Origin of the sequence: Nostoc sp. CHAB 5836 (assembly GCF_020829445.1) — a bacterium.
GTDB lineage: Bacteria > Cyanobacteriota > Cyanobacteriia > Cyanobacteriales > Nostocaceae > Nostoc.
Window position 1 is genome coordinate 62,209 of record NZ_JAIVFV010000010.1, and the last position, 12,604, is coordinate 74,812.

A 12,604-nucleotide genomic window follows, 5' to 3' on the forward strand; every position below is an offset into this window, starting at 1 on the left:
ATTGCTCAGAGGTCACACTTACTATCCTACTAGCGACTGGCTACTGGGAAATAACGGTAAATTATCTTTGGGAATTGAAGTCATTGCGATTAAAACCAAGTGAAACTAAGCAATCGTAAGGGTTTTAGATTGCAACTCTTGGAGATGCTCGGCGAACACGACTTTGCAACGACTGTAAATATTTTTGTCCAGCTACTTATCAGTATTAACGTGATCTGAGAAGATTCAAAACAACAGCTAAGTCCTGCTCTTTAGCGAATAACCAAATAAACCACGTCTATCTTGAAACTTGTAGTTCAACGCTTTTCAAAAGGATTTGCCCTCATCCCCCAACCTGACTTTTCACGGCATTTGGAAGACCTCTCTCTAAATCTCTCTCCTAAAAGGAGAGAGACTTTGAATTTCCCCCTTCCCGATGCGGGAAGGGGGTTAGGGGGTTAGGTTTTTGGTAGACTTTTCCACATAACGTGAAAAGTCAGATCCCCCAACCCCTTCTCCCAGATATGGGATTCGGGGAGCTAGAATTTCAAAGTCCCTCTCCCATATTTGGGAGAGGGATTTAGGGTGAGGGCGAAAACTACGGTTCTCAATTTAGATGAGGTTTACAAACGTTATTGGGAACACTGACGACATATCATTTATATAAACACACATTTAGGAAACAAAAGTTATGGATGAAGCCTTAGAATTCACAACAACTGATAACGTCACCGCTCAAGATGTAGCAGAAGTGATTGCAGAACTTGAGCAATATCGAGAACGTCTAGTTCAAGAAACTACAGAAACAGCAAAACGGGCTAAGTTGATGAGGGTAAATGTGACAGCAAAACTGGAGCCGGAGCTTGCTAAAATTGATTCTGCCCTCCAGGAACTCCGTAATCAGCAAGCTGCCCTGAGTGCCAGTAACTAAGTCGGCAAGAATAAATCAAACTATATTACAAAATGTAAACACAGCTTAAACCGTTATAAATGACGAAGGACAAATGACAAATGACAGCCTTAGCCAGTTAGCTTTATTTGCGTCGCTCTACTTAACTAGTAATCCATCTTGATAATTTAGCTAGAAGTCAAATGCTCAACTCCAAAACTCAATCCGGGGAAGATTCGTTAAATCTGTCCCAGGCAGAAACTGATGCTTTACTTGTAGCGGTAAGTGAGCAATTAGGCTTAAACACCTTCAACCGTGATGACCAAGAACTACTCAAGCAGATGATTGAGAGTATGGGAGACTCACGGGGGATGGTTAGGTTGAGTTTTGCGGAGGCGTTGGGTAAAATTGGCAAACCAGCAACCCCTTTATTGATGGAAGCTGTGACAAATCATCCAAACCCAGTTGTACGGAGAGCTAGCGCCAAAACCCTGACACTCATTGCTGACCCGATCGCAGTTCCTACCTTGGTCAACGCCCTGTTAAATGATGAAGATACAGTGGTCAAAACCTCGTCGGTAGGGGGGCTTGCCAAAATAGGTGAAGCAGCTGTACCAGCATTGCTGAAAATCTTAGCGTCAACCGAGTATCCAGAAAGTGCCAAAGGACACGCAGTATGGGCTTTGGGATTTATTGGGGCAGAGGCGAAGGAGCATTTATATAGGGAAATTAACTCCGACTCGGCTGAAGTTCGGGCTGCGGTGGTGGGTGCGATCGCTAAAATTGCCCAAGAAGGCACCGAAGAAGGAGCATTTCATATTTTAGTTAACGCCCTCACCGATTCATCTGAAATTGTCCGGTGTGAAGCAGCAGCAGCTTTGGGTAGCCTCAACTATAAACCAGCAATTCCTAACCTCGTCGAATTACTGCACCATGCCGATTGGGATACTCGAAAAGCGGCGGCTCTAGCATTGATGAAAATTGGCGATCGCACTTCCTTACAACCCTTACAAGCCGCATTGAGCGAGGAACAAGAACCAGGGGTTCAGGCGGTGATCAAGTTGGCAATTTCTCAAATTGATAGACAGTTAGAGGAAGATGGTTGGGAATAGGGCAGTGGAAAAATGATTCTTACTTTTGACGTCTGTTCATCTAAATCTATCCGCTCTCTTGGGATTGATAAAAGTAGCTATAAAACAATAAGTACGTTGGTGCGAAAAAAGTCATGTATGTTACGAAACGTAAATAAGCTTAAAACCCTTACTAATGACAAATGACCAATGAAAAATGACACCCTTAGCCAGTTAACTTTAATTGCGCCGACCTACTTACGCTTGGGTTAAGGCTAAAACTCTTTATCAAAGTTAATTTTTTTAACGAACCACAGAGACGCAGAGGAAACAGAGAGAAGAGAAGAATGCTTAACTGAACTGTATTGAGCTATAAAAGAGCGATCGCTACCCTCTGTTATAGCTACCCCAATACTGTTCGGTTAAGAATATTCGTAGGTTGGGTTGAGGAACGAAACCCAACATTTTCTTTCTCTTTGTTGGGTAACGCAAAGCTCAACCCAACCTACACACTTTTATTTTTAGTCTTAACCGAACTGTATTGATAGCTACCCCAAATGGTCGCATTAGATTAATTAAAAAATCTCAAATTGTTACGGCAGTCATCTGCTGTATCCCTAAAACGATGAGGAGTAGCGGTGGATGAATTAGCAGTCAGAACTATTTGTCCAAAAGCGTTTAGGGTTGCACCTGTGGCTTCAACAATACGTTTGGGAGTGGAGGTAGTTTGTTTACTGGGGACAGGTAGTAGGGAACGGCTATTGTTGCTAGGTTTAAGGGATACCCAATCTATTTGTGGGATACCAGGAGTGAGAATGTCTCTAGGATTGGCTGGCAAACCACCGCGTCCAGTGATCACAAAACTGCTTTGATTTTTAGCAGTAGTTGTTTGGCAGCTTTGGCTAATTTTCGGTTCACCTAGTTTGGCTGGCAAGTTCAATAATCCTCGATTCGGATCAGTATCAGAAGTATTAATGCTTATTTGACCATTTAAAGTTGGATTTGTTTGAGAAATTGCCGTAATGTCATTCGTTTGTAGTTCTCGAGGGTCTATTTTGGTTGGGTTGTTCTTTCCCAAAAGCCTTACAAGGTCTTCTCGACTACGCGGTGTGATACCAAAAATACCAGAAATGTTGATTGTGACAGTTCCCCCTTTCCCATCATAGGCATTGGCAGTGATGTCGTTGTTTTCATCAGGTTTGGCGACGATGAAGCCATTAGGAGCATTGATCGTGATCTTACCGCCATTTCCACCAGCCCCTTCAACGCCTGCTGAGGTAGAAATCTGACTGTTGCGACGCAGTAGCAATAAGTCTTGCAGATTCAGCTTAATATTGCCACCATCACCGGAGTTAGCTTGACCAATCAGCTTGCCTTGGTTATCCAATTTGATCGAACGAGCAGTGATTTCCAAATCACCTGCTTTTTTTGTGCCTTCACTGCTCACAGTTATGTCAGCGCCATTTAAGACATCTAATTCTCCAACCTTAACTATAATGCTTCCCCCCTCTCCACTAGATTTACTAGAAGTGGAAGCTGAAATGCGTGCCCCATTTTGAACAATCAACTGCTCAGTTTCTATCTCTAAGTTTCCTGCCGAGCCACGACCTTCAGTCCCAACCAATAAGCCGCTCGGCCTACCGATTGGTGAAGTGCCAATGACTTTGATAGAGTCTGTTGCAGCGATAGACAAAGTTCCCCCCCCTCCCTCGCTAAGAGTGGAAGCTGAAATGCGTGCCCCATCTTGAAGAATCAACTGCCCAGTTTCAATCTTCAATTCTCCGGCAGTTCCAGATCCTTGTGTCTGAGTCAACAGATGGCTTGCTCCCAGAATTTCTACCAACTCCGATGCGTTCACCACTAACGTTGCTCCCGATTTTGAGACTAGCGTATTAACCGCAATACTTGAATCATCGGCGAGTGTAACGCGCTTGCCTTGTACCTGGATGCCACCACCGCCTTCACCACTAACAGTTACTTTAGTTCTCTCACGCTAGCGGGGTGAAGTTTTTGATTAATAACTCTGTCAAACAAGCACTACAATAACTTGAGTCCAGTCAAGACCAGCACCTAGCCAAGCTATCTGCTGTCCACTGAAAGATAAAGCACCAGTGTCTGCCTGATATGTCAAAAAATTAAAATCATCACCAGTAGCACCAGTGAGAATGTCATTATCATCGGTAAATTCTTTTAAATATGAGATGGGAAGACGTACAGCGTAAAATGCGTTAATACTACTGGTAGTAATTTCAAGAATATCGTCGTTAACTGAAAAGTCTGTAATTGTATCAATACCGCCACCTGAGTAATTCACAACAAAGGTATCTCTACCAGTACCACCAGTGAGAATGTCATTACCATCTTCTCCAAGTAAGTGGTCTCTACCCGAACCACCTATTAGAATGTCATCGCCTAGATAACCGTAGATTCTGTTTTTTTCTTCAGTGCCAGTTAGATAGTCATTTCCAGAGGTGCCGTAAATAATTGCCATATTCCTCCTTGAGTAATTTTGGTATTCTCTTCTAATCTGATAGTGGAATTATTAGACATCTGGTAGAAATTAAATATGCGTTACCCAGAACCCTTGTTTTGACGTAAGTAGGTTGGCGCAAATAAAGCTAACTGGCTAAGGCTGTCATTTGTCCTTTGTCATTGGTCATTAGTAAAGGTTTTAAGTTTATTTACGTTTCGTAACATACTTGACTCTTTTCGCACCAATGTACTTAGCACTGCTACGTCAAAACAATTCTTTTTGACTCCTATGTCTATTGGGTAAAGTACCATCAGGGGTAATTCGAGCAAAGGTGCAATTCCATTGGTGACAGTTTAAGAGGTTGTTTGAAAAGTTCTCTTGTTGGTAGCAAAACGTTTTAGATCCCCCTAAATCCCCCTTAAAAAGGGAGGACTTTAACTCCGCTTCCCCCCTTTTTAAGGGGGGCTAGGGGGGATCTAAAAGTGCCTAAAGTCACAGTGAAATACTTTTCAAACATCCTCTAAGCTCGACTTTATCCATTTTTTGCCAACGCTCAACTTGACGCTGAAACCTCTGTGCTACGGTAGTTCTACTTTTTCGATTTCACCGATAATCAGTGACATGGAAAAAGTTTTTGCCAAAAAGCTAGGCTTTGGTCATATCAAGAGAGCCAAGTTCTTAATTTTGGATAAAGTCGAGCTAAGACAAAATCAGTTTTGTCAATAGCAATTGTACTCTAAATCAACGACTTGGTAGAGTATCAAATTAAGTTTTGTACTAAATTTTTCGGGCAATAATAAATCGTGCTTTTGGTAAAGTGAGTCCTGTGAGACACAAGTATTGTCAGTTAGTTCATCGGATTGATGGTTATAGTTATGTCCTATAGTCGAGCTTTGTCTAAGTAAGCCGGTGAAAATAAATCAACTTATGTAACCAAACGTAAATAGGCTTGAAACCCTTACCAATGACGAATGACTAAGGACAAATGACAGCCATCACCAGTTATCTTTAATTGCGCCGACCTACTTACTCAATTAAGGACTAGAGGTGTAGCGATCGCTATGCTCTTTTATAATTAATCACCTGATCTAATCGGGGCAAAGCACTCACGGCTGACTCTCGAACATATGGATCAACAGATTCATCATTTGTCAATGCCGTCAGCACTTCCACTCCTCGGATATCACCCATCGAAGCGAGTGCATTGACGATCGCCACAGCCACCGCAACATTATCTATTGTTTTTAAAGCTTCAATCAAAATTTCAAAGGCAGGAGAACCAATCTCACCCAGCGCCATTACTGATGCAATATAAACAACGGCATTTGGGTCATTGAGCGCTGTTTTCAATCCCTGTAAGCCCTCAGCCGGGAAAGGAACATCGGGATGGTTCGCAGCAATCTGTGCCAGGGCCTTAGCACAGCTACCCCGAATGGTCGCATTATCGCTATTTACTAATGACTCTACCAGGAGCGGTACAGCATCTGTACCAATAGCACCCAGTGCCTTTACCGCAGCTCGACGGTAGGTGATATTTTCTTCATCCAAAATACCCATCAGCCGAGAAATGGTATTTTCATCACGGACATCAGCCAGTTCCCACATGGCTCGTTCCCGCAGATTCGGGTTGGGGTGTTTTAACTGTTCAAATAGAGAATCTATAGTCATAGAATAAAATTTAGCTGTTTAAATCCCAATACGGTTCACAAAAGGGCTGAAACTCTTTTTTTTACCAACCACGGAGGCGCAGAGAACACAGAGAGAAGAGAGAAAGAGAAGGAGGAAATGCTTAAATGAACTGTATTGGTTTAAATGCCCCAACTTCACTGATGAATTAGGAATTACGAATTAGTAACAACTGAGGGACTCTTGGTCAGCCACTCAACCAGATACAGGCAAAGTAACAGACTAAGAGTCCCTGAGTTTTAGAGTATGACGATCGCTCGTCTACGTCTAGTCAATCCTTAATTACTATGAAAGGGAGTTGATTACGTAGTCGAGGAGAGCGCGGAACTCAACCAACGCTTGAGGAGACATATCACGAGGAGAGCAAGCGCGATCGCGAGTGTAAGTCATCGCGGTAACATAAGGAGCAGTAGGCAGACCCAAAGAGCGATAAACTTCGCGAGCGCCTGCAATACCCCACTCATCCAGAGGGCCAGTACCGCCCACAACCAAGCTGTAGTTGATCAAGCGTAAGTAGTGCTTGATGTCGCGCAAGCACTTGTCTTTCTTAACTTGAGTGTCGCCAGCTTCACCTTCTTGGGTGAGGTAAGGATATTTCTTGAAGGCAGCATCATAAGCTTCCTTCGCGACGTTATCGATACCAGAAGCCAGCTTTTCAGCAGCTTCTAGACGAGCTGTAGCACGCTGAATGCTACCTTGAACGGATTCTAGATCAGAGGTGGTTGGGAAGCGACCTGCTGCATCAGCAGATCCAATAACCGTGGTGATAACTGATTTCATTGCTTTTTATACTCCAGATTAGATGTGATCGAGTTTTAATTTCAGTTGGCTTGACTAATAGGCTTTAGCGATTAGCAATTAGCTCAGAGCAGAAATAACGCGATCGAAGTAGCTAGCAGCTTCAGCAGCTAGAGCAGAGCAGTCGCCTTGAACAACTTCCAGTTTGCGGAACTTTTTACCAGCGTTACCTTCGGTGTTGGTGTTGGTGATGTGAGCGACGCTGATCGCCTTCAGGATTTGGAAAGCTCGTACAGAAGAACCAGTGGGTACGCCCAAAGCTGTGTAGGTTTCTTTCAGCCCGTTCAAAGCACGATCATCCAATACGGAAGAATCACCAGCCAACAGCGCGTATGTTACATAGCGCAGAACGATTTCAGCATCACGCAGGCAAGCAGCCATCCGGCGAGTGGGGTACAAGTTACCACCAGCTTGGAGCAAACCTGTGTTTTCACAAGCAATACCAGCAATGGCATCAGAAACCGCACAGCTAGCGTTGCTGGCGATCGCATTCACAGCATCAAGGCGCTTGTTGCCTTCAGCAATAAAAGACTTAAGGGCTGCTAAGTCAGCACCACCGATGGGAGCGGTTTTGGCATCAGCTGCAATTACAGCTCTGGAAAAAGCATCAAGAACCATGAGTTCTCCTTAATATTCACAAATGGCGGATATTATTTCTGGCCTGTTCTCGATCAGATTAACTGCGAGTAGCCAAACAAAAACATAGGGGATCAATAGTACCCTAGTCTTTACTATGAGAGACAAAGTAATAATCTGTAATATTTTTTTGGGGAATGGGGCATTGGGCGTTGAGTATGGGGACTAGAGAAAGTTAATTCCGTACCTGATTTCTCGCTGACAATTCAGGTTATCTGGAAAACCTCACTTCTATTTCTCTCTTCTTTTAAGGAGAGAGACTTTGATAAGACTTACGCAAGTGTCACAAAAAATAAAAGCTTTTAGTTTGTAGTAAGGCTCATATCTTGCACCTCTACGTACAACCCCAGGTAAAGTAAAAAGATATGCGATAAAGCTACCTCATTTTTATGGGTTTTTATCGCTAAATCAAGAGTTCTGCTTTTTTACTGAGTAATAAAATTACATCAATTTTTCTTGGTGCAAGATGTGAGAAGGGCTACCCTACGGGAACGCTCCGCGAACAGCCCTGATGAAAGAGGACTAAAGTCCTCTCTTCTCTTCTTAGGCTGCACTTCGACTACGCTCAGTGACCACGCCAACGAGACGCACTCGCGTTCACTACAAACTAAAAATAATATAGGAATCATATTTGATTTCTGAAAAAATCTAAGTATTTGTAGGGTGTGTTACGGCTTCCGTAACGCACCATCCTTTATATTTTGGTGCGTTAGCCTACGGCATAACACACCCTACGTGTATTTCAAAAATCAAATACTAGTCCTATAGGAATCATATTTGATTTCTGAAAAAATCTAAGTATTTATAGGGTGTGTTAGACGAAAGTACGGCACCATCTCAAGCTTTTTCCCAACGCCCAAAAAATTAAGACTTAGGCGTTTCAATGGAAGTCTGCCACTGCGTAAGTCTTAAGAAAAAATATTGTTTTTTACTTGATCAAGCTTGTTTTAGCAGATGTTTGACCAAATTATCTTTCACCATCATCTGCCGTAAAACTTCTAACAAAAATTCCTGAGCCTCTTGCTGATTCAAAGTTTTTACTTGGTCTTTCAGATTTTGTAAGCGAAACTGTTGCTCTAAAGTTAGTTCGATTGGGAAGTCCATTATTCACTCCTCAGATTGACTGAATCGAAGGGTATTTGTTGTTACTGCTGGTGGGAACGCGTAAGCGTTTTCCACTATTGTAGCACTGAGATATTAAACTGTCTACATTGTCAAGCTATATGAGTTATTCACCATAAAAGTTTACAATTTGAGAAAAACACATCTGCTTCTGCCTTTGTCGAGAGTTTATTGAAGGTGACCGCTAATAGCTGTAATGTTTAGAATGTTTACATACCAATAACTTTAAAAAGAAAAAACAAGGTAAACATCATCCGCAGGAGTAATAAGTAGGAGTCAGAAGATTGATAGACGCAATGGAATTTTTTCAGCTAAGTGCTGGTAAGTGGCGATCGCAACGTGCAACTCATCATCTGGCCTTCAAGCGCTCAGAGACGGGAGAATCGGATATACAGGTAGAAACTCTAGATGCCGATCATCCAGAAATCATTGAACTGTGCCAGTATCATCAAATTGACCCCAGCCTTTCAGTAGGAGGGTCGCGTGTGCGTTGGCTAGGCACAATGGCTTGGGATAGAGAGGGTGAGGAGAACCATGAGGGGAAAACCATATTTGCCATCGTCCCTGATGGCGATAACTCAAGGCAAGGCAAATTACTCCGCGAAAGAGGTTACGCCGAAATCATGCCTGTAGTCGGTCTTTTTCACATGGATGATGAAGATGGACTAGTGTTGACAACCGAATACGAAACAATGAGTTCCATTGAACGATTCTGGTTCGCCAGCCCAAATATGCGACTGCGAACTAGTACAGTCAAACGGTTTGGCGGCTTCAGTACGGCATCATTTTGTACCGAAACCCGCATTACAACTTCTGTTGAGGTTTCTAGTGCAGAAGAAGTAACACAAACACTTGGGCAGGATGTTGTGGAAAAAAGACAGTTTTATTCCGTTTTGGGCTGGTGAATTATCTCCATCAGACCGATGCTTTTAATCGTGGGCGAGATTATCTGCATCGGGTACAGGGACTAGCCCTAGAACCGGGGATGGTGGATGTGTTTGAAAACAAGCGCGATCGCATCCCCATTTGCACTTGGATCGGCGACAATATTAACACTGTTAATGCTCAGATCAACGCCTATCTGGAAGTTTGTCATGAGTGCTTTCATTTTCAAGAGCGTCGTCACATCCAAATTTTTGCAGTACCCATAGCTCAATCCTTCGGGATAGATGGGCTGTGCAACATTCTCACAAACCCAATCACCATTTTGGTAGATGTCGGTCGAGTTGCACCTAGAGACTGGTTTGGTATAGTCGTCCACGAATACGCCCATGCCCATGTAGGAAACTTTGGTCACAATGAGCAGTTTGCTAGTATCCTATCTCATCTATGTTTAGGACTGGGATTAGAGCCACCCTACTGGGAGGCAGGGATGGAAGCAACTTTGCGTAGTTGGCCTCACTGTAAGTCAACCATAGATCCCTTGGAATTTTGGATCGGTGAAGGGAGTAGGCGGTAGAGGGCACAGGGGATGGGGTTTCATTCCCAATGCCTCATTAATTTCTTTTGCTAAATGTTAAAAATTATTGCTTCAGTTCAAAAAGGTGAAACTGAATCTCCTAATCTGAAATATGTGAACAAAGTTTTTTAGCCATTTACTGAGTATGGACTCAAAAAAACTTTGATTAACTATGGGTTGAATCCAACAGGCTAATGGTTTTTCCTACGAATACTTAAATTCCCCTTAGTTAAGTTTCGTGAAATTTTATCAGAATCTGAGCTTCTGATCCAACTACTCCCTTAATATGTGATTTAAACTTGTTAACTTTAATTAAGAACATGGAGGCTTTAGAGTGGCAATTCCTCTGTTAGAATATGACCCTTCAAGTCAAAACCAGCGTGTAGCTGGATATGAAGTACCAGGTGATGAACAGCCCAGGATTTTTACCACAGACAATCTGCTTTCTCCGTCAGATTTAGATGATCTGATCGAAGCAGCGTATCGTCAAATTTTCTTTTATGCCTTTGCTGCCGATCGCGAAACATTCCTAGAGTCCCAACTCCGTAATGGACAAATTACAGTACGGGACTTTATTCGTGGGTTGGTGCTTTCCAATACCTTTAAGAAAAGCTTCTACGACCTCAACAATAATTATCGCTTTGTTGAGCAAGTAATCCAGCGTGTTTTAGGACGCGATCCATACAACGAGCGGGAAAAAATTGCTTGGTCAATTGTAGTTGCTACCAAGGGTATTAGAGGCTTTATTGATGAAGTTCTCAACACTGAAGAGTACCTGAGCAATTTTGGATACTCCACAGTGCCCTATCAGCGCCGTCGGATACTGCCATCCCGCGCTCAGGGTGAGTTGCCATTCAACATCAAATCTCCGCGATACGAAGATTACCACCGTGCCAAACTGGGTTTCCCCCAAATCATTTGGCAGGTCGAAGTACGCAGATTCCTTCCACAAGAGCAAAAGCCCAGGGCTGGCGATCCGGCTCTATTCTTGTCTATGGCACAAAGTGTCAATGCAACCGGCAATGTGCCACAAAGAATCTCGTCATTCAACATCGATATCGAAAAGTCTGTACCTTATCGGCAGTTAGCAGGAATTAAATAACGATTTTTGGTCGGTGGTTGGCTAGTACATCCATTTGATTATTTTATAGCGTGCATAAGTCCTGGGTTATGTAGGAGTTTCATTTGGGTGTAACTAGTGAAACAGACTCTATCCCATGTCTGATGCACGCTACTTGTTAATGGGCATTGGGCATTTATACTGATTGAAATACTCACCGCTCCTTTAGGAGCAGTGATATCAGGGTAGTAAGCACTGGAATAGTAATTGTGAGGGGAGTAGCAGCATAATTAAGGTACTTCCCAAATTTATTGAGTATGAGTTCTGGAATGCCGATATGGAAACAATGAAGTTGCGATCGCATATTGGGACAGATGGTATATTGCAAATTCAGACACCCACTGATTTAAAAGATACGAATGTTGAGGTAGTGGTGGTTATACAGCCGTTAGCTGATGCAGAAGTTGCAACATCTTCAGAAGCAATCGCACAATATAACGCTTGGGGAAAGCCCACAACGAAAAAATCGATAAGTAATGCAATTGTCAGAATGGAACAACTGCGGCGAGGAGTAGCGTTAGATAAAACGTCAATCCGCTCGATGATTGAAGAGGGGCGAAGATTTTAATGCAGTTTGTTTTGGATTGTTCTGTAGCAATTAGCTGGTGTTTGGTGGATGAAAATAACCCCACTGCAAATGCGATACTAGCAATAATGCCAGATGCTGAAGCATTTGTACCGGGAATTTGGTCACTGGAGATTGCTAATGTTCTACTGGTAGCTGAACGGCGTAACCGCATGACTACTGATCAATCATCAGAAGCTATTACCTTGTTACAATCACTGTTGATCCAGGTTGATACGGCTACAGATGCAAACGCATTGGGTGCAACCGTGACGCTGGGGAGACAGGAAGGGTTAGCAGCTTATGACGCAGCTTACTTAGAATTGGCGTTGCGGTTGAGATTGCCATTGGCAACGATTGATCAAAGGTTAGCAAAAGCGGCTACGAGGTGTGGCGTAGATTTGGTCATCGCTGATGAGGAAACGCCTTCAAATGAGGAGCCTTCATAAGCCAAGTTGTCATTTACGAAAAATAAGCTCAACAATACATCATATCATGTCCGGGAGTGTAACCATAATAAAATAATCTTAGAGGATGTTTGAAAAGTCCTATTGTAGGTATCAAAACGTTTTAGATCCCCCTAAATCCCCCTTAACAAGGGGGACTTTGATTCTTCCCCCAATTTATCGGGGGGTTAGGGGGGATCAACAAGTGCCTAAAATCACAGTCAAATACTTTTCAAACATCCTCTAAGCTCGACTTTATCCATTTTTTTCGCTACGTGAACGCTGAAGTTGAAACCTTTGTGGAACGGTAGTTTTAGTTTTTGAATTTTATGGATAACCTGTAGAGTGGAAAAAGTATTTG

At 42.9% G+C, this 12,604-nt stretch carries 13 protein-coding genes; 7 read left to right on the top strand and 6 right to left on the bottom strand.

Annotation, left to right across the window (positions count from 1 at the left end; genetic code table 11):
* Positions 1 to 670: 670 nt before the first annotated feature.
* Together LC605_RS03745 and LC605_RS03750 are read left to right on the top strand one after the other, a co-directional pair.
* Positions 671 to 910 carry a hypothetical protein gene (locus LC605_RS03745; protein WP_229546230.1) on the top strand — a complete coding sequence of 80 codons (240 nt, stop codon included), beginning with the start codon at positions 671 to 673 and terminating at the stop codon, positions 908 to 910.
* Positions 911 to 1,071: 161 nt separating this feature from the next.
* The gene (locus tag LC605_RS03750; RefSeq protein ID WP_229546231.1) at positions 1,072 to 1,980 is read left to right on the top strand and encodes a HEAT repeat domain-containing protein; all 909 of its coding nucleotides are present in this window, start codon (positions 1,072 to 1,074) and stop codon (positions 1,978 to 1,980) included.
* A gap of 529 nt (positions 1,981 to 2,509) precedes the next feature.
* Here LC605_RS03750 and LC605_RS03755 read toward each other — a convergent pair.
* The 6 genes from LC605_RS03755 to LC605_RS03780 all read right to left on the bottom strand — a co-directional run bounded on the left by LC605_RS03755 (position 2,510) and on the right by LC605_RS03780 (position 8,635).
* Entirely contained in the window at positions 2,510 to 3,799 is a 1,290-nt protein-coding gene (locus LC605_RS03755) for a hypothetical protein (RefSeq protein WP_229546232.1), read from the bottom strand.
* 165 nt (positions 3,800 to 3,964) lie between these two features.
* Positions 3,965 to 4,429 carry a hypothetical protein gene (locus LC605_RS03760; protein ID WP_229546233.1) on the bottom strand — a complete coding sequence of 155 codons (465 nt, stop codon included), beginning with the start codon at positions 4,427 to 4,429 and terminating at the stop codon, positions 3,965 to 3,967.
* A 1,041-nt stretch (positions 4,430 to 5,470) separates the two neighbouring features.
* On the bottom strand, positions 5,471 to 6,079 hold the full coding sequence (locus LC605_RS03765; RefSeq protein ID WP_229546234.1) for a HEAT repeat domain-containing protein: 609 nt from the start codon (positions 6,077 to 6,079) through the stop codon (positions 5,471 to 5,473).
* A 303-nt stretch (positions 6,080 to 6,382) separates the two neighbouring features.
* Positions 6,383 to 6,877 carry a bleomycin hydrolase gene (locus LC605_RS03770; RefSeq protein WP_229546235.1) on the bottom strand — a complete coding sequence of 165 codons (495 nt, stop codon included), beginning with the start codon at positions 6,875 to 6,877 and terminating at the stop codon, positions 6,383 to 6,385.
* Positions 6,878 to 6,955: 78 nt separating this feature from the next.
* Entirely contained in the window at positions 6,956 to 7,513 is a 558-nt protein-coding gene (locus tag LC605_RS03775; RefSeq protein ID WP_229546236.1) for a bleomycin hydrolase, read from the bottom strand.
* Between the two features lie 954 nt (positions 7,514 to 8,467).
* On the bottom strand, positions 8,468 to 8,635 hold the full coding sequence (locus tag LC605_RS03780) for an NblA/ycf18 family protein (protein ID WP_229546237.1): 168 nt from the start codon (positions 8,633 to 8,635) through the stop codon (positions 8,468 to 8,470).
* A 305-nt stretch (positions 8,636 to 8,940) separates the two neighbouring features.
* Here LC605_RS03780 and LC605_RS03785 point away from each other — a divergent pair, with 305 nt between their 5' ends.
* The 5 genes from LC605_RS03785 to LC605_RS03805 all read left to right on the top strand — a co-directional run bounded on the left by LC605_RS03785 (position 8,941) and on the right by LC605_RS03805 (position 12,246).
* Positions 8,941 to 9,558 carry a phycobiliprotein lyase gene (locus LC605_RS03785; protein WP_229546242.1) on the top strand — a complete coding sequence of 206 codons (618 nt, stop codon included), beginning with the start codon at positions 8,941 to 8,943 and terminating at the stop codon, positions 9,556 to 9,558.
* Positions 9,555 to 10,112, top strand: a complete 558-nt coding sequence (locus tag LC605_RS03790) for a hypothetical protein (protein WP_229546238.1) — start codon at positions 9,555 to 9,557, stop codon at positions 10,110 to 10,112. The genes LC605_RS03785 and LC605_RS03790 overlap by 4 nt, the downstream gene beginning before the upstream one ends.
* Positions 10,113 to 10,446: 334 nt before the next feature.
* Positions 10,447 to 11,214: a phycobilisome rod-core linker polypeptide gene (locus LC605_RS03795; RefSeq protein ID WP_229546239.1), complete on the top strand. Its 768-nt coding sequence runs from the start codon at positions 10,447 to 10,449 to the stop codon at positions 11,212 to 11,214.
* Between the two features lie 295 nt (positions 11,215 to 11,509).
* A complete protein-coding gene (locus tag LC605_RS03800; protein ID WP_229546240.1) occupies positions 11,510 to 11,800 on the top strand; it encodes a hypothetical protein in 291 nt (96 codons plus the stop codon).
* Entirely contained in the window at positions 11,800 to 12,246 is a 447-nt protein-coding gene (locus LC605_RS03805) for a type II toxin-antitoxin system VapC family toxin (RefSeq protein WP_229546241.1), read from the top strand. The genes LC605_RS03800 and LC605_RS03805 overlap by 1 nt, the downstream gene beginning before the upstream one ends.
* Positions 12,247 to 12,604: the final 358 nt, after the last annotated feature.

Coding starts and splice junctions, on each gene's coding strand:
- LC605_RS03745 (WP_229546230.1), top strand. CDS start 671: ATGGATGAAGCCTTAGAATTCACAACAACTGATAACGTCACCGCTCAA.
- LC605_RS03750 (WP_229546231.1), top strand. CDS start 1,072: ATGCTCAACTCCAAAACTCAATCCGGGGAAGATTCGTTAAATCTGTCC.
- LC605_RS03760 (WP_229546233.1), bottom strand. CDS start 4,429: ATGGCAATTATTTACGGCACCTCTGGAAATGACTATCTAACTGGCACT.
- LC605_RS03765 (WP_229546234.1), bottom strand. CDS start 6,079: ATGACTATAGATTCTCTATTTGAACAGTTAAAACACCCCAACCCGAAT.
- LC605_RS03770 (WP_229546235.1), bottom strand. CDS start 6,877: ATGAAATCAGTTATCACCACGGTTATTGGATCTGCTGATGCAGCAGGT.
- LC605_RS03775 (WP_229546236.1), bottom strand. CDS start 7,513: ATGGTTCTTGATGCTTTTTCCAGAGCTGTAATTGCAGCTGATGCCAAA.
- LC605_RS03780 (WP_229546237.1), bottom strand. CDS start 8,635: ATGGACTTCCCAATCGAACTAACTTTAGAGCAACAGTTTCGCTTACAA.
- LC605_RS03800 (WP_229546240.1), top strand. CDS start 11,510: ATGGAAACAATGAAGTTGCGATCGCATATTGGGACAGATGGTATATTG.
- LC605_RS03805 (WP_229546241.1), top strand. CDS start 11,800: ATGCAGTTTGTTTTGGATTGTTCTGTAGCAATTAGCTGGTGTTTGGTG.